General features: G+C 74.4%; 16 protein-coding genes and 2 tRNA genes. 9 read left to right on the forward strand and 9 right to left on the reverse strand.

Annotation, left to right across the window (positions count from 1 at the left end):
- Positions 1 to 25: 25 nt before the first annotated feature.
- Positions 26 to 1,567: an MFS transporter gene (locus QRT04_RS09730; protein ID WP_289455015.1), complete on the reverse strand. Its 1,542-nt coding sequence runs from the start codon at positions 1,565 to 1,567 to the stop codon at positions 26 to 28.
- A 263-nt stretch (positions 1,568 to 1,830) separates the two neighbouring features.
- On the opposite strand from QRT04_RS09730, the gene QRT04_RS09735 reads away from it, so the two are divergent.
- Together QRT04_RS09735 and QRT04_RS09740 are read left to right on the forward strand one after the other, a co-directional pair.
- Positions 1,831 to 3,120 carry a threonine/serine exporter family protein gene (locus QRT04_RS09735; protein WP_326522460.1) on the forward strand — a complete coding sequence of 430 codons (1,290 nt, stop codon included), beginning with the start codon at positions 1,831 to 1,833 and terminating at the stop codon, positions 3,118 to 3,120.
- 49 nt (positions 3,121 to 3,169) lie between these two features.
- Positions 3,170 to 3,258, forward strand: a tRNA-Ser gene (locus tag QRT04_RS09740).
- Positions 3,259 to 3,312: 54 nt separating this feature from the next.
- Here QRT04_RS09740 and QRT04_RS09745 read toward each other — a convergent pair.
- On the reverse strand, positions 3,313 to 4,443 hold the full coding sequence (locus tag QRT04_RS09745) for a LacI family DNA-binding transcriptional regulator (protein ID WP_407653585.1): 1,131 nt from the start codon (positions 4,441 to 4,443) through the stop codon (positions 3,313 to 3,315).
- A 52-nt stretch (positions 4,444 to 4,495) separates the two neighbouring features.
- On the opposite strand from QRT04_RS09745, the gene galT reads away from it, so the two are divergent.
- Positions 4,496 to 5,686 carry a galactose-1-phosphate uridylyltransferase gene (galT, locus tag QRT04_RS09750; RefSeq protein WP_289455017.1) on the forward strand — a complete coding sequence of 397 codons (1,191 nt, stop codon included), beginning with the start codon at positions 4,496 to 4,498 and terminating at the stop codon, positions 5,684 to 5,686.
- A complete protein-coding gene (gene galK / locus QRT04_RS09755) occupies positions 5,683 to 6,933 on the forward strand; it encodes a galactokinase (protein WP_289455018.1) in 1,251 nt (416 codons plus the stop codon). Before galT ends, galK begins: the two co-directional genes overlap by 4 nt.
- 76 nt (positions 6,934 to 7,009) lie before the next feature.
- Here the strand turns inward: galK and QRT04_RS09760 are convergent, their stop codons facing one another.
- A complete protein-coding gene (locus QRT04_RS09760; RefSeq protein ID WP_289455019.1) occupies positions 7,010 to 7,915 on the reverse strand; it encodes an SDR family oxidoreductase in 906 nt (301 codons plus the stop codon).
- A gap of 79 nt (positions 7,916 to 7,994) precedes the next feature.
- Here QRT04_RS09760 and QRT04_RS09765 point away from each other — a divergent pair, with 79 nt between their 5' ends.
- Positions 7,995 to 8,561 carry a TetR family transcriptional regulator gene (locus QRT04_RS09765; protein WP_289455020.1) on the forward strand — a complete coding sequence of 189 codons (567 nt, stop codon included), beginning with the start codon at positions 7,995 to 7,997 and terminating at the stop codon, positions 8,559 to 8,561.
- A gap of 18 nt (positions 8,562 to 8,579) precedes the next feature.
- Here the strand turns inward: QRT04_RS09765 and QRT04_RS09770 are convergent, their stop codons facing one another.
- Positions 8,580 to 9,176, reverse strand: a complete 597-nt coding sequence (locus tag QRT04_RS09770) for a hypothetical protein (RefSeq protein WP_289455021.1) — start codon at positions 9,174 to 9,176, stop codon at positions 8,580 to 8,582.
- A gap of 260 nt (positions 9,177 to 9,436) precedes the next feature.
- Positions 9,437 to 10,066 carry a hypothetical protein gene (locus tag QRT04_RS09775; protein WP_289455022.1) on the reverse strand — a complete coding sequence of 210 codons (630 nt, stop codon included), beginning with the start codon at positions 10,064 to 10,066 and terminating at the stop codon, positions 9,437 to 9,439.
- A gap of 125 nt (positions 10,067 to 10,191) precedes the next feature.
- On the opposite strand from QRT04_RS09775, the gene QRT04_RS09780 reads away from it, so the two are divergent.
- The gene (locus QRT04_RS09780; RefSeq protein WP_289455023.1) at positions 10,192 to 11,247 is read left to right on the forward strand and encodes an LLM class flavin-dependent oxidoreductase; all 1,056 of its coding nucleotides are present in this window, start codon (positions 10,192 to 10,194) and stop codon (positions 11,245 to 11,247) included.
- Here the strand turns inward: QRT04_RS09780 and QRT04_RS09785 are convergent.
- On the reverse strand, positions 11,241 to 12,473 hold the full coding sequence (locus QRT04_RS09785; RefSeq protein WP_289455024.1) for a low temperature requirement protein A: 1,233 nt from the start codon (positions 12,471 to 12,473) through the stop codon (positions 11,241 to 11,243). The genes QRT04_RS09780 and QRT04_RS09785 overlap by 7 nt on opposite strands.
- Before the next feature lie 126 nt (positions 12,474 to 12,599).
- Here QRT04_RS09785 and QRT04_RS09790 point away from each other — a divergent pair.
- Positions 12,600 to 12,672, forward strand: a tRNA-Arg gene (locus QRT04_RS09790).
- A 177-nt stretch (positions 12,673 to 12,849) separates the two neighbouring features.
- On the opposite strand, the gene QRT04_RS09795 is transcribed toward QRT04_RS09790, so the two are convergent.
- From QRT04_RS09795 to QRT04_RS09805, 3 genes are all read right to left on the reverse strand, one after another.
- Positions 12,850 to 15,429 (reverse strand): glycoside hydrolase family 5 protein, encoded by a 2,580-nt coding sequence (locus QRT04_RS09795; RefSeq protein ID WP_289455025.1) that lies wholly within the window; start codon positions 15,427 to 15,429, stop codon positions 12,850 to 12,852.
- 225 nt (positions 15,430 to 15,654) lie between these two features.
- Positions 15,655 to 16,404, reverse strand: a complete 750-nt coding sequence (locus tag QRT04_RS09800) for an alpha/beta hydrolase family protein (protein ID WP_289455026.1) — start codon at positions 16,402 to 16,404, stop codon at positions 15,655 to 15,657.
- 69 nt (positions 16,405 to 16,473) lie between these two features.
- The gene (locus QRT04_RS09805; RefSeq protein WP_289455027.1) at positions 16,474 to 16,983 is read right to left on the reverse strand and encodes a ParB/Srx family N-terminal domain-containing protein; all 510 of its coding nucleotides are present in this window, start codon (positions 16,981 to 16,983) and stop codon (positions 16,474 to 16,476) included.
- 119 nt (positions 16,984 to 17,102) lie between these two features.
- On the opposite strand from QRT04_RS09805, the gene QRT04_RS09810 reads away from it, so the two are divergent.
- Positions 17,103 to 17,738: a hypothetical protein gene (locus QRT04_RS09810; protein ID WP_289455028.1), complete on the forward strand. Its 636-nt coding sequence runs from the start codon at positions 17,103 to 17,105 to the stop codon at positions 17,736 to 17,738.
- A gap of 79 nt (positions 17,739 to 17,817) precedes the next feature.
- A complete protein-coding gene (locus tag QRT04_RS09815) occupies positions 17,818 to 18,519 on the forward strand; it encodes a GNAT family N-acetyltransferase (RefSeq protein WP_289455029.1) in 702 nt (233 codons plus the stop codon).
- Positions 18,520 to 18,539 lie beyond the last annotated feature (20 nt).

Genomic DNA, 18,539 nt, shown 5'->3' on the forward strand with positions numbered 1-18,539 from the left:
CGCGGTGACGCGTCAGGCGGAGGCGTCAGGCGGCAACCGCCGCGCCACCGCCCTGAGCCGGGATGTCCGCCTTGTTGGCCCGGATCAGCAGCCACGTGACGAACAGCCCGAGCGCCAGGATGATGGCGCCGCCCAGGTACGCGACGTGGAACCCGGCGAGCTGCGCGGTCACGATCGTGGCCGGGTCCTTCGGGCTCGCACCGCCCTGCACGAGGTCGGTCACCTTGTTCGCGGTCGCGGTGAGCGCGAACGTGTTGAGCAGTGCCAGACCGAGCGAGCCGCCCACCTGCTGCGACGTGTTCAGCAGGGCGGACGCGACGCCCGCGTCGTGGCCCTGCACGCCGATCAGCGACGTGCTCGCCGCGGGGATGAACACCATGCTCAGGCCCACGCTCATGACGACCAGTGCCGGGAACACCGTGGTCCAGTAGGGCGACGTCTCGGTGGTCCGGATCAGCAGCAGCATGCCGACGACGGCCATGGTCAGACCGACGAGCAGCAGCGGCCGGGGACCGACCTGTGGGAGCCACCGCGCGACGAGGCCGGCCATGAAGATGATGCCGAGGCTGAACGGCAGGAACGCGAAGCCGGCCTTCAGTGGCGTGTATCCCAGGACGCCTTGGAAGTAGAACGTCATGAACAGGAACATGCCGAACAGGCCCGCGCCCACGAGCAGGAAGATCAGGTAGGCGCCGCCACGGTTCCGGTCGAGCGCGACGCGCATCGGCAGGAGCGGGTTCGCGACACGCGTCTCGAGCACGACGAACGCCACGAGGCAGACCGCCGCGAACGCGAGCAGGCCGAGCACCAGCGGGTCGGTCCAGCCGACGGCGTGCGGCAGGCCGTCCGCGCCGGTCTTCTGCTTCGCGGCCTCGGTGAACGCGTACACGAGGGCGACGAGTCCGACGCTCGACAGGATCGCGCCCGGGATGTCCAGCCGTCGGTCGCCGCCCGCGCGCGACTCGCGCAGGATCGGCACGGCGAAGAAGAACGTCACGATGGCGATCGGCAGGTTGACCCACAGGCACCACTGCCAGCTGAGGTACTCGGTCAGCGCGCCACCGGCGAGCAGACCGATCGCCGCGCCACCGCCCGAGATCGCGCCGAACACGCCGAACGCCTTCGCGCGCTCGTGCGGCTCGGTGAAGGTCACGGTGATGATCGCGAGCGCGGCCGGTGCGAGCAGTGCGCCGAACGCCCCCTGCAGCGCGCGCGCCCCGAACAGCATGCCCGCGCTCTGAGCCGCGCCGCCGAGCGCGGACGCGAGCGCGAACCCGAGGAGGCCGATGAGCAGCGTGCGCTTGCGGCCGACGTAGTCGGCGATGCGCCCGCCCAGGAGCAGCAGACCGCCGAAGGCCAGCGTGTACGCCGTCACGGCCCACTGACGGTCCGCGTCGGCCATGCCGAGGTCCTTCGCCGCCGAGGGCAGCGCGATGTTCATGATCGACGCATCGAGGATGATCATCAGCTGCGTCACGGCGATGACGGCGAGGACCCGCCAGCGGTGCGGGTCGAGTGGCGGCGCTGCCGCCTGGGATGTGGTGGGGGCAACGACGGGCTCGGACACGGCGATCTCCTGGGTGCTCAGGGACTGGGTTCGGCGTCATCGCCGGGAAGAAGTGCTGCGCCAGGACGCTATCGGCGACCACTGACACGCCGCTGACACGCCTCCTGGGGGCCGGCCGTCCGTCACCCGGGGGCCGTTCGGCCAGCACACGCGACGCGTCGGGCCTGGTCAAGAGGATTGCGCCCAGGGCGAACCTCCGCCGGGTGTCCGCACCCGGGCCCGACGTCCTGCGCCCACCTGCGGCGTCCCGCCATGATGAGCGGGTGCCGACCGTGCCGCGCGAGCCCGACGCCGACGAGCTCGCGCTCATCCGCCGTTCCGGAGCCGCGCTGCGCGTCGGACGCCTGAGCCTCGCGGCCGGCACCGGCTCGTACCGCGTCAAGGCGTCGATGGCGCGCCTGGCCCGCGCGCTCGGCGTCGACCGGCACGAGGCGCACGTGACCCTCACCGAGATCACCGCGACGAGCCACCGCGGCCACAGCTTCCGCACCGAGGTCACCGAGGTCCGCACCGTCGGCATCAACGCCGACCGGCTGGCGCGCATCGAGCGGTTCGTCACGCGCTACGAGCGCGAGCACGACGACACGGGACGCGAGGTGCCCGTCGACGAGGTCGAGGCGGGTCTCGACGAGCTGGCCGCCACCCCTGCTCTCTACGGCGCGGTGCGCAACGCGCTGTGGTCCGGCATCGCGTGCGCCGCGTTCGCGTTCCTCAACAACGGCGGCGGGATCGAGATCCTCGGCGTGTTCATCGGTGCGACGCTCGGCCAGGCGGTGCGTCGTCAGCTGCTGCACCGCGGCTGGAACCAGTTCGGCGTCACGATGCTCGCCGCCGCAGCCGCCGCGTTCACCTACCTCGGCTTCGTCGAGGCGCTGCACGCGCTGGACGTGATCACCACGCGGCACGAGGCCGGCTACGTGTCCGCGGTCCTCTTCCTCATCCCGGGGTTCGCGCTCGTCACCGGTGCGCTCGACCTCGCGCGTCTCGACTTCTCCGCGGGTCTCGCGCGCCTGACGTACGCGCTGATGATCCTGACGTCCGCGGCGCTCGCGCTCTGGGGAGTCTCGGCGGTGGTGGGGCTCGAGCCGGGGACGCTGCGGCCGATCGCGCTGCCGTGGGGCGTGCTCCTGCTGCTGCGGTTCGCCGCGAGCTTCTTCGGCGTGCTCGGGTTCGCCCTGATGTTCAACAGCCCGTGGCGCATGGCCGTCGGCGCGGCCACCGTCGGCATGGTCGCGAACGTGGTGCGGCTGGAGCTCGTCGACGCGGGGGTCGTGGTGCAGGCGGCGGCGGCGATCGCGGCGCTCCTGGTGGGCCTCGTCGGCACCTATGCGGGCCCGCGGCTGGACGTGCCGCGCGTGACGATCTCCGTCCCGGCCGTCGTCATCATGGTCCCGGGGGTCACCGCGTACCGCGCCGTCTTCGCGCTCTCCGAGGGCGAGACGGCCGACGCGCTCGTCTACGGCGTGCAGGCCGCGCTGGTCGTGGTGGCCCTCTCGATCGGCCTCGCGGTGGCCCGGATGCTGACCGATCGGGACTGGGGGTTCGAGCACTGACGCTCGCTTTGGACGGCGGCCCGAGCCCAGGTACCCTGGGGCCGCACTTGGAGACGTCGCATAGCCAGGTCTAGTGCGCGACCCTGCTAAGGTCGTGAAGGCGCAAGCCTTCCGTGGGTTCAAATCCCACCGTCTCCGCGTCGAGCTCCCGGTCCAGGGCGTCCTGGCCGGGAGCTCTTGTTTGCGGCCGCCTCAGGAAGCGCCGGAGGCCCGCGCGGGTCCCGTGCTCGCCCGGACGACGAGCGGCGCCGGCACCGTCACGTGCCGGTTGGCCAGCACGGCCCCGTCGCGCACCTGGGCCAGGAGCAGCTCGACGAGCCGCTCTCCGATCGCCGCGAAGTCCTGCCGGACCGTCGTGAGCGGCGGCCACAGGAACCGCGCGAGCGGGATGTCGTCGAACCCCACGACGGAGACGTCCTGCGGCACGCGCACGCCGCGCTCGTGGAGCGCGAGGAGCAGGCCGCTCGCCATCTCGTCGTTGCCGCAGAAGACGGCCGTCAGCTCGGGGTCGGCGAGCAGCTCGGACGCGAGCGCGTACCCGGACTCGGCGGACCAGTCGCCGACCACGACGGGGGGCACGCGGCGGCCGGTGCGAACCAGCGCGTCGCGCCAGCCGTCGACGCGGCTCGACGCGGGCACCGACGCCGCCGGCCCCGCCAGGTGGTGCACGGTCGCGTGGCGGAGGTCGAGCAGGTGCTGGACCGCGGCTGCCGCGCCGCCCGCCTGGTCGGCACCGACGGCGGGGTGGTGGCCGACGAAGCGCGAGTCGACGGCGACGACCGGCAGCCGCCGGGGCAGCGCGAGCGTCGTGGGGGTCGCGGTCTCGGCCCGGATGATCACGAGGCCGTCGATGGTCTGGTGGCTGAGCCGCTGGACGGCGGCGGAGACGTCGTCGGAGCCGGGAGTCTGCACGTCGACGAGGCTGACGGTGTATCCCTCGCGGCGTGCGGCCTCGACGACCGCCTCGACCGTGCGGGACTCGCCGGTCCGCGCGAGCTGGTGCGCGATGACGCCGATCGTGCCGGACGCGCCGGACCGCAGCGCACGCGCCGCGGCGTTGGGCGAGTATCCGAGCCGGTCCATCGCGTCGAGCACGCGGCGACGGGTCTCGTCCCGCACGGAGGGTGCGCCGTGGGCGACGCGGGACACGGTCTGGGTCGACACACCGGCGAGCCTGGCGACGTCGCCAATCGAGGAGGCGACACGGCCTGGTCCCGCACCGCGTCGAGAGGTCGCGTCCGTCATCTGTGCAGCATAGGCGTCGGTCCCCGCGCCGAGCAGCGGTACTGGCCGCGCACGGTCACGGCATGTTAACGTCAACATCCTCGACGCCCGACGGCGGCGCGTCGGCGCGGAGTGGAGGGAGCTGACGCCGGTGCGTCGCACGTCGACCCGGCTCGCGGACGGCCGCGAGCTCCTCTACTTCGACGACTCCGAGCCGTACGTCTCGGGCGCGTCGACCCGCCGCCTCGACGACCCGCGCCCGCTCGGCCCGCGCTTCGCGCCGGACGCGCCGGCCGTGGGCCCCGAGATGCGCCGCGACCCGCTGACGGGCGACTGGATCCCGATGGCGTCGCACCGGATGAACCGCACGTTCCTGCCGGCTGCGGACGCGTGCCCGCTCTGCCCGGCGCGGCCCGGCGCCGAGTACTCCGACGGCGAGATCCCCGACACCGACTACGACGTGGCCGTGTTCGAGAACCGGTTCCCGGCGCTGCTCGACGTGCCCGGCGTCGCCCACGAGACGGCGTTCGTCGACGACGAGCCGCTGTGGCCCTCGCGCCCGGCGGCGGGCCGGTGCGAGGTCGTCTGCTTCTCGTCGCGGCACGACGCGTCGTTCGCCGGACTGAGCCCGCAGCGCGCCCGCACGATCATCGACGCGTGGGCCGACCGGACCGCCGAGCTGTCGCGTCTGCCCGGCGTCCGGCAGGTCTTCCCGTTCGAGAACCGCGGCCGCGAGATCGGCGTGACGCTGCCGCACCCGCACGGCCAGATCTACGCGCTGCCGTACCTGCCGCCGCGCACCGACGCGATGCTGCGGGAGGCCGCGCGGTACCGCGACCGCACCGCCGGCCGCTCGCTGCTGGCCGACGTGCTGGCCGCCGAGCTGCGCGCCGGCACCCGCGTGGTGCTCGAGTCGGAGCACTGGGTCGCGTACGTGCCGGCCGCGGCGCGCTGGCCTGTCGAGGTGCACCTCGCGCCGCGCGCGGACGTGCCCGACTTCGAGGGCCTGAACGACGCCGAGCGCGACGACCTCGCCCACGTGTACCTCACGCTGCTGCGCCGGCTCGACCGGTTCTTCGTCGACCCGGACAGCGGCCGGCCCATCCCGCTGCCCTACATCGCCGGCTGGCACCAGGCCGTCGTCGGCGAGGGCCGCGAGCTCGGCCGCCTCCACCTGCAGGTGTTCTCGGTGCTGCGGGCCCCCGGCAAGCTCAAGTACCTCGCCGGCATCGAGTCCGGCCTCGCCGCGTGGATCAGCGACACCACCCCCGAGCGGATCGCCGCGCGCCTGCAGGAGCTGGCCCGCGAGGACGACGCGACCGCCGAGGAGCACGCCCGATGACGCTCGACGCCGGCTGGGACGAGCACGAAGCCGCCCGCCGCGTCGCCGACGCGTACCGCGCGCGGTTCGGAGCGGAGCCCGACGGCGTGTGGTCCGCGCCCGGCCGCGTCAACCTCATCGGCGAGCACACCGACTACAACGGCGGTCTCTGCCTGCCGCTCGCGCTGCGGCACCGCACGTACGTGGCACTCGGCGCCGCGGCCGACGGGGTGGTCGAGCTGGCCTCGAGCGCGTCCCCCGAGCCGTGGCGCGCACCCCGCGGCGACGCGTGCCCTGGCGCGGTCGCGGGATGGGCCGCCTACCCGGCGGGCGTCCTGTGGGCACTCGGCGAGCACCACGACGTCCTGCCCGGCGGCTTCCGCGCGGTGTTCGACTCGTGCGTGCCGCTGGGGAGCGGGCTGTCGTCGTCCGCGGCGATCCAGTGCTCGACGGCCGTCGCGCTCGACGAGGTCGCGGCGCTCGGGCTCGGCGCGTCCGACGGGGGCCGGGCCGAGCTGGTCGAGGCGTGCGTGCGCGGCGAGAACGAGGTCGCGGGCGCGCGCACCGGCGGCATGGACCAGTCGGCCTCGCTCCTGGCGCGCGAGGGGCACGCGCTGCTGCTCGACATGCGCGACGGCTCGCACCGGCACGTCCCGTTCGCGCTCGACGAGCACGGGCTGACGCTGCTCGTCATCGACACCCGTGTCGCGCACACGCACGCGGGGGGCGAGTACGCGAGCCGCCGGGCCGAGTGCGAGGCCGCGGCGGTCCAGCTCGGGGTCGCGACGCTGCGCGAGGTCGGGTGCGACGGGCTGGACGCGGCGCTCGAGCGGCTGGCCGGTGGCGTCGCGCTCGCGGACGGAGGCTCGTCGGCCGGTGACGTCGTGCGGCGGCGCGTGCGCCACGTCGTCACCGAGATCGCGCGGGTCGAGGCGTTCGTCGAGGCGCTCGAGCGCGGCGACCTCGACGCAGCGGGCGCGCTCATGGTGGCGTCGCACGCGTCGCTGCGCGACGACTACGAGGTGTCGTGCCGCGAGCTCGACGTCGCAGTCTCGGCGGCGCTCGACGCCGGGGCGCTCGGGGCGCGCATGACGGGCGGCGGGTTCGGCGGCTGCGCGATCGCGCTCGTGCGGGCGGACCGCGTCGACGCGGTGGCCGGTGCCGTCGAGGGCGCCTACGCGGCGGAGGGGTTCGCGCCGCCGCGGTTCCTCGAGGCCCGGCCGTCGGGGGCCGCGCGCCGGTCGGAGGCCGCGACGGCCGCGGACTGATCGCCCGCGCGCGGGCGCGGCCCCACGACGGCGCCAAGCGTCACGCCCGACGAGGTGGGCGCGACGACGCCCCGCCTCACGCGGTGAAGTAGTGCCCCGCGGCGAGGTCGTCGATGAGTCCCGGGTGCGCTGGTGCCCAGCCCATGAGCTCGCGCGTCGCAGCGGCGGAGGTCGGGTTGTCGGGCTGGACCGCGAACGCGAGGTACCCGAAGTGCTCGGCGGCAGCCTCGGGCGCGACGCTCGTCGCGGGCACGCCGACGCCGCGGCCGATCGCTTCGGCGATCTCGCGGAACGGCACGCCCTCGTCGGCCACGGCGTGCAGCCGCGTGCCCGCCGGTGCGTTCTCGAGCGCGAGCCGGTACAGGTGAGCAGCGTCGCGCGTGTGGACCGCGGGCCACCGGTTGGCGCCCTCGCCGACGTAGCCCGAGGTGCCGGTCCGGCGCGCGAGCGCGACCAGGCCGGGCACGAACCCGTGGTGGTCGAGGTCGCTGTGCACCGTCGGGGGCAGCCGCACGACGGACGACCGCACGCCGCGGTCGGCGAGGCCGATCACGAGGTTCTCGGCGTCGATCCGGTAGCCGCCGGGCAGCGTGTCCTTCTCCGTGCCGCCGCGGCCCTGCGCGGTCGCGACCAGCAGCAACGTGCCGCTCGTGCCGACGAACGGCTTGCCGGTCCCGGCGAGCGCGTCGCCGATCGCTCCGACCGCCGCGAGGTCGGCGGACGCCGCACCGGCGCCGTCGCCCTGCTGCATCAGGTCGTGGCGGAACGCGAGGTGGACGACTCCGTCGGCGTCGGTCGCGGCTGCTCGCAGCCCGTCGACGTCGGCGAGGTCGCCACGTCGCACCTCGGCGCCGAGGGCGGCGAGCGCGGCGGCGGACTCGTCGGAGCGGGCGAGGCCCACGACCTCGTGGCCCGCGGCGAGAAGCTCGGGGACGAGGGCCGAGCCGACGTGCCCGGAGGCACCGGTGACGAAGACGCGCATGGGGAGCTCCTTGATGTCAGGTTGTGACATCACCGTACGCCCGTCGATGTCAGAATGCGACATCACTACGATGTGGGCCATGGCACGGTGGCAGCCCGGATCGCAGGCGCGGCTCGAACGCGAGGCGCTCGAGCTGTTCGTCACGCGCGGGTACGACCAGACGACGGTCGCGGAGATCGCGTCCCGCGCCGGCGTCACCGAGCGCACGTTCTACCGGTACTTCGCCGACAAGCGCGAGGTGCTCTTCGCCGGGGGAGCCGTGCTCGAGCAGGAGCTCGTGGCCGCGATCCGGGAGGCGCCCGAGGGCACCATGCCCCTCGACGCGGTCGCGCTCGGCCTCGACCGGCTCGCCACCGGCCTGTTCGCCGACCGACTCGAGATCGCGATGCGGCGGGCCACCGTGGTCGCCGCGCACCCCGAGCTGCAGGAGCGCGAGCTTCTCAAGATGGCGCACCTCGCCGCGGCCGCCGCCGGCGCGCTGCGCGAGCGGGGCGTCGCCGAACCGGGCGCGAGCCTCGCCGCGGACTCGGGCGTCGCCGTGTTCCGCGTCGCGTTCGCGCAGTGGGTCGCGCAGCGCGGTGCGACGAGCCTGGCCGAGCTCATCCGTTCCGGCGTGCGAGACCTGCGCGCGCTGACGGCCGGCTGACTGCCCGCGTCCCGCGGCTCAGCAGGCCTTGGACCTCGGCAGGCCGCCGACGGCGTCGGGGTAGAACCCGTACTGCTGCAGCGACGTGACGTGCACGGTCCGGGTGACACCGAGCGTGGTGGCGTGCAGGTCGACCTGGTCGACCGAGACGCTGCTGCCGCTGACGACAGGGCCGCAGACGTGCAGCGACGCTCGCACCTGCACCTCGGCACCGGGCTGCAGCGTGTACGAGTCGACCGCGGTGCCGAACCGGTCGTACTCGCGCTCCACCGGGGCGAACTGGATGCGGACGTCGAGCGTTCCGCTCGTCTCGGCGCCGCGGAGCGTCACCGCGGCCGGGCCGTCGTTGCGCACCGCGACCCAAAACCCGCCGTCCGACTTCCCCACCCACCAGAGCCGGTCGGTGTCGCCGTCACGGGTCGGGACCGACACCTTGTCGAGGACTCCGCCGCTGCCGGTGTTCGCGACGTCGGGCCGGAGGCCGATCGACAGCCACACCGTGAGGGCGACAGCCACGACGACCGCGACCGCGACGAGGATCCAGCCGCGCCGGCCGAGGCGCCGTGGCGTCGATCGTTCGGTGGTGTCGGACGGGTCGGTGCGCGTGGTCGTCATCGTCGCCTCTCGGGGTGGCGGTGCTCTGGCCTGCACGTTCGGTGCGCACAGTAGCGGCGGTGATGACGTGTTCGGGGCGTTTGACCAGGACTGAAAGGGTCCGGGGGGTTCCTGCACCCCTCAGCTAGTTGATCCCGACCGATCAGGCCGGCAGGTGCAGATCACGAGCGCAACCACGACGGCCATCGCGACGAGCCACCGCACGGCCTGGCGACGGCGGCGGCGCGGAGGTGGCGCGGTGACGCTCACGGCGTCGCTCTTCAGGGGAAGGTGGGGCAGTCGGGCGACGGCGGGAGCGTCGCGCCGACCTTGTCGTAGAAGCCGTACGAACCGCCGACGTCGAGGTGGACCTTGCGGTTCAGGCCCCACGTGGTCGCCTCGACGTCCACCCCCTCGATCGAGGTCGAGCTCCCGGGACCCGCGGCCCAGTCGTCGCCGCAGAGCTCGAGCCGGATGAGCACCTGAACCTCGTGCCCCGGGGACACCGTGATCGAGCTCACCGGTGCGCCGAAGCGGATGTAGGCCTCGACGATCGGCGCGAACGTGATCGTCTGCTTGAGCCCGCCTGGGCGAGTCCCGCCGTGGAGGGTGACGGGAACGCGACCCTTGTTCCGCACCAACGACCAGTACGTCCCGTCGCCCGCGTCGATCGACCAGGTGCTGCCGATGTCGTTGCCCGTGACGTCGCCCCGCTCGTGCACCGCGCGCGGATCTGCCCAGGTCGCGTAGCCCGAGTCGAGATGCGGTCGGCGGCCGACGACCTGCCACCCGGTCAGCGCGGCGAGTGCGAGGACCACCAGCGCGCAGACGACCGCGCGCGCCACAGAGCGACGCGGGCGCCGCGGCGACGCCGGCGCGAGCTCCGCCGCGGGCAGCTCCGTCGTCGTCATCACTGCCCCCGTCGGTGCGCCTCGTGTCGACGGCAAGGTAGCGCTCTGGTTCGTGCCTCGGAGGGCGTTTCGACGTGCCACTTCGCCGCCGGAACAGCCCGGGCGGAACGGGCGTTGTCGAGGCTGTGACCGCAGAGACCCCGCAGCAGGTGACCTTCGGCCTCGACACGTTCGGCGACGTCACCGCAGGTCCCGACGGCGAGCGGCTGCCCGCGCACCAGGTGATCCGCGACGTCGTCGAGCAGGCGGTCGTCGCCGACCGGGTCGGGGTCGACCACTTCAGCGTCGGCGAGCACCACCGCGACGACTTCGCCGTCTCCGCGCCCGAGGTCGTGCTCGCGGCGGTCGCGTCGCGCACCGAGCGGATCTCGCTGGGCTCGGCCGTCACGGTGCTGAGCTCGGACGACCCGGTGCGCGTCTACGAGCGGTTCGCCACGGTCGACGCGGTGTCCGGCGGCCGCGCCGAGATCCAGGTGGGCCGCGGTTCGTTCGTCGAGTCGTTCCCGCTGTTCGGCTTCGACCTCGCGGACTACGAGGTGCTGTTCGAGGAGAAGCTCGAGCTCCTGGCGCAGCTGCGCCACGAGGGCACTGTGACGTGGACCGGCACGACGCGCGGCCCACTGACCGCCCAGCGCGTCCACCCGACCACGGAGCGCGGGTCGATCCCGATCTGGGTGGGCGTCGGCGGGAGCCCCGAGTCCGTCGTCCGGACCGCGCGGCACGGCCTGCCGCTGATGCTCGCGATCATCGGGGGCGCTCCGTCGCGGTTCCGGCCGTACGTCGAGCTGTTCGGGCGCGCGGTCCGCGAGCTGCACGGCCCGGACGCGGTGGTCCCGCCGATCGGCGTGCACTCGCCGGGCTTCGTCGCCGAGACCGACGACGAGGCGCTCGAGCTGCTGTACCCGCACTTCAAGGCGAACCGCGACCGGATCGGTGCCGAGCGTGGCTGGCCGCCCGTCACCCGCGGCGAGTACGAGCGAGAGGCAGCGTCGGGCGCGCTGCACGTCGGGTCGCCCGAGACCGTCGCACGCCGGATCGCCGAGACGGTCCGCTCGCTGGGCGTGCAGCGGTTCGACCTCAAGTACGCGAACGGCACGATGCCGCACGAGCAGCTCGTGACGGCGATCGAGCTCTACGGCACGCGGGTGGTCCCGCGCGTGCGCGAGCTGCTCGCTCAGTAGACGTCGGCGGGCGGCTCGGCGGCGACGCGACGTCGCGCGATCGCCACGTCGGCGACCAGCACCGCCAGCATCACGACGTTGGCCGCCCACGAGAGCTCGACGGCCGTCGCGACGCCCGCCAGCGCGACCAGCGCGACGGCCACCGCCGCGCCGACCAGGTGCGGCACCGACCACCCGCCGCCGGTCGTGCGCCGGAACAGCGCGTTGCCCACCAGGTACACCGCGGCCGACCCGCACACGATCGCTGCGGTCCAGCCGCGGTGCGCGTCCTCGCCCGCCAGCACCAGCCCGTCGCCCACCGCCGTCAGCACGATGCCGACGACCAGCACGTACGGGACGTACGTGTACGCCGTCTGCGCGACCATGCCCGTCTCGGACTGCCGCGAGAAGAACCGCGTCGCGGACCGCTCGGACCGGTCGAAGAACAGGAGCCACATCAGCACCGTGCTCGTGAACGCCGCGAGGAACGCCGCGACCGTCGCCGCCGACACCGAGAGCTCCGAGAACGACCCCCCGGTGACGACGATCGACTCGCCGAGGCTGATGATGACGAAGAGCGACACGCGCTCCGCCATGTGCCCGCTCCGCACCGCCCACGTGTGCACGTCGGACGCGCCCAGGCCCGGCACCCAGAACAGCGCTCGCGGGCTCGCGAGGTCCATCAGCGCCGCGAGCACCCAGAGCACCGTGCGCGCCTGCTCGTCGACCAGCGCGCCGGCGACCCACAGCACGCCCGACGCGACGAGCCAGGTCGTGATGCGCAGGAAGTTCACCGCGTTGTCCGTCCAGACGCGGCCCATCGCGAGCGTGGTGAAGACCGTCCGGCCCACCTGGATCGTCACGTACGGGATCGCGAACAGCAGCGCCTTCTCGCCGAACGCCTCGGGGATCGCGCTCGACATCAGCAGCCCGAGGGCCATCATGACGACGAGCATCGCCCGGACCGGCACCCGCTCGGGGTCGAGCCAGTTCGTCACCCACGTGCTGTCGATCCACAGCCACCAGACCGCCCACGCGAGGACGAGCACACGCAGCAGGTGCGTCGCGTCGGTGTGGTGGATCAGCGTGTGCGACAGCTGTGTGATGGCGAAGACGAACACGAGGTCGAAGAACAGCTCGACGTACCCGACGCGCGCCGAGTCGTCGCGGGTGTCGTCACGCAGCAGGTCGGTGCGCAGCCCGACCCGCGCGAGCCACCGTGCAGCCGCGTCCCGCGCCGTCGTCATGCGCGCGATCCTGGCAGACGGCGGCGACACCCGGCCGACGTGCGCCGCGTCACGGCCATCCAGTTTGGGCGGGCACCGTGCGGCCTGTATCCTCGTCTGCGGCCCGCCTCGTCGGGTCGACAACCTGCGCGCGTAGCTCAATGGATAGAGCATCTGACTACGGATCAGAAGGTTGGGGGTTCGAGTCCCTTCGCGCGCACAGACCAACGGCACCCCACGGGGTGCCGTTGCTGTTTCCGGGGCACCCGCCCCGCGCGCCCACACCGTGAGTTCGGCTGGTTTCCGTGAGTCGCGAGTCACGCAAGCTGCCAGAACTCACGGAGTCGCACGGTCCGATGCGGGCTGTGGTGCAGGCGGCGTTCGGGCGCCAGGGTCGTCAGCGCGTGATCGTCAGCCGGTAGGCGCCCGTCAGGCAGCCGGTCACGCGCCACCCGCCCGGCACCTGCTGCACCACGGTGTCCTTCGCCCCGCTCGCCTCGACCGCCGGCCGGGCGGAGCCGGGCACCCAGAGGTCGAGCCCGCACCCGACGCCGTCGACGGTCCCCGTCACGACGAGGCCGGCGTCGGTCGGCTCGATCGCCGTCAGCCGCCCGGGCGTGGCGCGCGGGTAGGCGCTGCTCAGCGGCCCCGCGAACCCGGCGGGGGGCTGCGTCAGCTCGCCGGTCGCGCAGTCGACCTTGACGAAGTTGCCGGACGACGTGGCGTCGGCGTCCGTCTCGGGCGCGCCGCAGCCCTGCCGCCAGACCCAGAACGCGCCGCCCACGCGGAGCCGGTTCTGCGCGGCCACGAACCGCTGGACCTTCGCGCCGTCGACCGACGGGTCGCCGAACCAGCCCCACTCGCCGGCCCAGAGCGCGGCGCCGTACGCGGCCGCGGCGCGGGACGAGACGGTGAGGTTGCGCTCGATCGACGCGATCGTCAGGCCGAAGCTCTGGTCCATCGTGATCGACTCGGAGTACGGGTGCGGCGCGAAGACGAGCTGGCGGTCGTGCGTGAACCCGGGCGGCGGGGCGGCGTCGAAGCCGAGGCCGGACCAGAGCACGCTCGGCTCGAAGAAGACGAGGTGCGAGAAGCCGCCGCCCGACGACTCGGCCGCGCGGATCGCGGTGATCGCGGCGTCGTAGTAGCGGCCCAGCAGCAGGCCAGAGCTGATCGGGGGTGTCGCGCCGATGCCCGGCTCGTTGAGCAGGTCGTACCCGGCGACCGCGGGCTCGTCGGCGAACTCGTGCGCGACGTGGGCCCACGTGCGGACGAGCTCGGTCTGGATGCCGTCGCGGTCGCCGTAGAAGTTGCTGAACGCGGTCGCCGTGGCGGGCGCGAGGTCGCGCGCGAGGAACTGGCAGTGCAGCGTGCCGTCGGTGGTCGTCGCCCAGGACGGCGCGCCGTCGTAGCCCGTGGTCGGCGAGGTGCCGCCGGTGCAGGCCTGGTGCGGGGCGGCGAGCGCGTTGCCCCACGCGTCCTCGTGCATGTCGAGCACCGTGTAGATGCCGTGCGCCGCGGCGGAGTCGACGGCGGCCCGGACCTGCGCGAGGTACGCGTCGTCGAACTGCCCGCGCGCCGGCTCGAGCCGCGACCACGACATGCCGAGCCGCACGACGTCGAACCCCAGCGACGCCATCTGCGCGAAGTCTGCGTCGGTCAGCGCGCCGTTGGCGGGGACGGCGAGGTCGCGGAGGTAGTAGTCGACGAGCTGGTTGACGTCGACGCCGCGGAGCAGGACCTCGCGGCCTGCCGCGTCGCCGATCGTCGGCAGGCCGCCCTGCGTGTGCGCCGGGACGAGCTGCAGCCGCGTCAGGGTGCCGGTCGTGTCGGCGACGACGGGCGCAGGCGGCGCCGCCGGCGCGGGCGCGGCGACGACGACGGGGAGCGTGACAAGCGCGACGACACCCGCGGCGCCGACGGCGACGAGGCCGCGACGTCGATCGGCCGAGGCTCGAGCCACGGCGGCATCGGCGCGGTGCGAGAGCCACGTCCACGTCGGCCCGGCCACGGCCGCACCGACGAGACCGACCGTGACGCCGTAGCCGAGGCCCGCCGCGAGCGACAGCAGCGACGTCGCGATCCACCACGAGTCGGGTCCGGCGTCGGCGAGGTGCGCCGACGGTCCCAGCGCCGCCACGAGCGCGTCGACGACGCCGAGCGCGAGCCCGCCGACCGCTGCGGCCACCCACGACGCGGCCGCGACATGACGGCCCGCGACGGGCTCGCCCAGCCGCCCGCTGAGCGCGCGGACCGCCAGCACGAAGACCCCGAGGTACACCGCGAGCCCCGCCAGAGCGCCCAGCGGGCCCGCGGCGACCGTCGGCGCGACGAGCGGCCCCGTGAACGCGTACCCGAGCGGACCACCCCGCCACGACGAGGCGGCAAGCGTCACGGCCGAGACGCAGGCGACGACCAGCATGACGAGCGCCGCGTGCCGCGACGGCGACGTGACCGATCGGGCGCGGCGGGGCTCGTCGTCGGACCGCGCCGGCGGGAGGCCGACCGCCGCGGCCCCGGGGGGAGGAACCGCGACGGCCGGCGATGAGGCGGTCCGGTGGGCGATGGCCGCGGCGGCGCCGACGAGCGGCCCGACCAGCAGCAGCTTCGCCCCCGCGAACCCGCAGGTGACGAACGCGTAGTGCAGCGCGGCACCGAGGCTCAGGTGCGCGCCGACGAGGGGTAGCGCGGTGACGAACCCGGCCGCGGCCGCCGACACCGCCCCCGCCGCGCCGACCACGACCCCGCTGATGACGAGCACCCGGCCCGACCGTCCGGCGCGCGTCAGCGCGAGGATCGGCAGCGCCGTCGCCGCGAGGAGCACCGGCAGCCCGACGGCCAACCCCGACCACCGGAACGCGGCTCCGCCGGCGACGACGGGTAGCCCGTGGCCCCCGACCGGCGCGAGCAGACCGGCGGACGGGTCCACGACGGCCAGCAGGACGACCAGCGCGAGCAGGGTGAGCGTCCCGGACACGGCGGCGCGCACCTCGGGGCGGCGCAGCGGCGTACGCCCCGGCGAAGACGGCGATGTCTGGTCGGCCATGGTGCCGCGCAGCGTACTGGACAAACGTTCAGATCCACGAGGGTCCCGGTCGGTATCACCCGGTACGACCAACGTGCGCCCGCCGGCGCGATCGTCAGCAGGCGCGCGGCTGGCCCACCGGACGGTCCGCGCGCAGCCGCGCCGCCTGCGGGGGGCTCAGCCGCCGAAGCCCGCCGCGAGCGTCGCGTCGATGCCCTTCTGCACGTCGGTGTTGTACTGCCCCTGCAGCAACGCGACGCCGTGCGCGTCGCCCGGCAGCACGTGGAACTGCGTCGCGGGGTCGCGCGCGACGAGGCGCGAGTCGCTCGGTGGCACGGCGCCGTCGTCCTTCGACGCGTAGACGAGCAGCGGGCCCGTGTAGCCGGTGTTCACCGCGTCGCCCGTGCCGAACACCGAGGGCGGGCTGAGGGCGACGACGGCGACGGCGTCGAGGTCGCGCGCCATCGCGGCCACGAACGTGCCGCCCTTCGACGCGCCGACGAGCGCGAGCTGCGTGACGCCGAGGTCGCGCAGCTTCTGCGCCGCCAGCCGCATCGAGTCCTGGTCGTCGGGCCCCCAGTCGAACGAGCCGACCACGTACCCCTGCTGACGCAGCGCGATCCACTCCTGTGACCACTCGCACGCGGTGTCGCCCATCTGCGGGGCGAGCAGCACGCCGCGCGTGCCGGTCGGGGCGGACCACGCGACGACCGTGTGCGCCCCGTGCTCGCCGAGCCGCGCGGCCTGCGCGCCCGACGGGAGGCAGCCGAGGGGCTCGACCGCGAGGAACGGGTCGACGGACGGCGTCGGGCTCGGCGTGGGCGTCGAGCCGTGCGCGCCCGCCGTGCTGCTCGAGCAGGCGCTCAGCAGCGCCGCTGCGGCCGTCACGGCGCACGCGGCGACGACTCGGAACGGGCGTCGACGCACCGTCGCTTCCTATCGATCGCACGCGGCCGCCCGCAAGGCGTTTGCCGCATGGCGGACTCGAGCGGCGCGCTACGCCCAGCCGTCGGCCACCGCGTGGTCGTGCAGCGTCTGGAGCTCGCGCCACATGACGGCGCAGCCCATCGTGCACGGGCAGCTGACGGCGATCACCGGGACGCGGTCGGCGAGGTGCTCGCGCAGCACCGCGACCGCGCGGTGGTGGCCGTCGATCAGCACGCGCTCGCCGTTCGGGCGGACGCGCACCAGCAGGGGCTCGCGCAGCCCGTGGCGGCGGATCGAGGCCACGACCTCGGCCATGTGGTGCTCGTCCTCGCCGGGCAGGCGGACGTCGTGCTCGGTCAGCTCGCGCAGCGGCCGGTGGCCGTGGTCGGACGCCAGGAGCGTCGAGAGCTGGCGGCGGTCGTACGTCGTGCGCACCACCTGGTGCAGCGCGGCGGGAACGGCCGGTCCCGGGCGCGGGGCCGGGCGAACCGGGCGGGCCGGCCGGGGATCGGGGCGCGGGGCGGGACGGCGGGCGCCGTGCCGGTGCCGGGCGGCGCGCAGCTGGTCGAGCATCGTCATCGGTCACCTCCGGGTGTCGGACGGTTGCTTCAAGCATGCGTCTTGTCGTCCCATGAATCGGCGCCGGAGGTCCCGACGGTGGTGTGAGACCGGCCACGCCGGCTCGATAGCCTCACCTGATGGGCTGGCTCGAGGTCGTCGGGTGGACGGGCTCCGTGCTCGTCGTCGTGTCGCTGATGCAGGCGCGCGTGCTGCGGTTCCGCGTGATGAACCTCGCCGGGGCCGCGATCGCGACGGTCTACAACGCGGTCATCGAGGTGTGGCCGTTCGCGGCCATGAACGGGGCGATCGCCGTGATCGACGTGTACTGGCTGGTCCGGCTGCTGCGCGAGCGGCACGACGACCGCGCGTACGGCGTGGTGGAGGTGGCGCGTGACGACGCGTACCTCGCCCATGTCCTCGCGGTGCACGCCGACGACATCGCGCAGTTCCGCGGCACGCCGACCGGCGCGCCGGCCCCGGGCGACGCGGGCGCCGCGTTCCTCGTCGTGCGCGGCGACGAGACCGTCGGTGTGGTGCTGGTCAGCGACGAGGGCGGCGGCGTCGGTCGCGTCGACCTCGACTGGGTGACGCCGCGGTTCCGCGACTTCACGCCCGGCGAGTTCGTCTACCGGCGCAGCGGGGTGTTCGCGGCGCACGGCCTGCGGCGGCTCGTCACGAGCCCGGTCCGCGCGGACCGCGAGTACCTCGAGCGCGTCGGGTTCCGGCAGGCAGCCGGCGGGTGGGAGCGCGAGGTCGAGCCCGCGGCGGCCTGAGCCCGGGCTCGAGCACCCGGGAAAGGTGTCGGTACCGGCTGAGACGATGAGCGCGTCCCCGAACGCGAAGGATCTCCGCATGCCCGACGCCGACCCGAGCGTGCTCGACAACCCGGCCGCGCACGCGCTCGCAGGCCCCGACGCGCGGTTCGCGATCCGCAACGGTGCGGCGGCCCGCTACCGCACCGACGTCTCGCCGTTCGCCGCCACACCGGCCGCAGACGACGATGCTGCGTGGCGCGACCTGGCGGCGCTCGTCCCCGCGGGCGACGCGGTCGGCCTCGCGGACCCGGTGCTTCCGGCCGGCTGGTCGGCGCTCGGGGTCTACCGGGTGCTCCAGCTGGTCGACGTGTCGGTCGAGGCCGCCGCCGACGGCGTCGTGCCGCTCGGCGACGCCGACGTCCCGGAGATGCGCGAGCTCGTCGACCTCGCACGGCCCGGTCCGTTCGCCGAGCGCACCATCGAGCTCGGCGGCTACGTCGGCATCCGGGTGGACGGCCGGCTGGTGGCGATGGCGGGCGAGCGCGTGCACCCCGCGGGATGGGCCGAGGTCAGCGCCGTCTGCACGCACCCGGACCACCGCGGCCGCGGGTACGCCGCGCGCGCGGTGCGGGCGGTCGTCGGCGGCGTGCGCGAGCGCGGCGACCGCGCGTTCCTGCACGTCGAGGCCGGCAACGGCGGGGCGCTGCGGCTGTACGAGGCGCTCGGGTTCGTCGTGCGGCGCGAGGGCGAGATCGTGGTCGCCGCACCCGGCGAGATCACGGTCCCCGCTCCGCACTGACGTCGCGCGGCCGGCGATCG

This window comes from Cellulomonas alba (assembly GCF_030362835.1).
GTDB lineage: Bacteria > Actinomycetota > Actinomycetes > Actinomycetales > Cellulomonadaceae > Cellulomonas > Cellulomonas alba.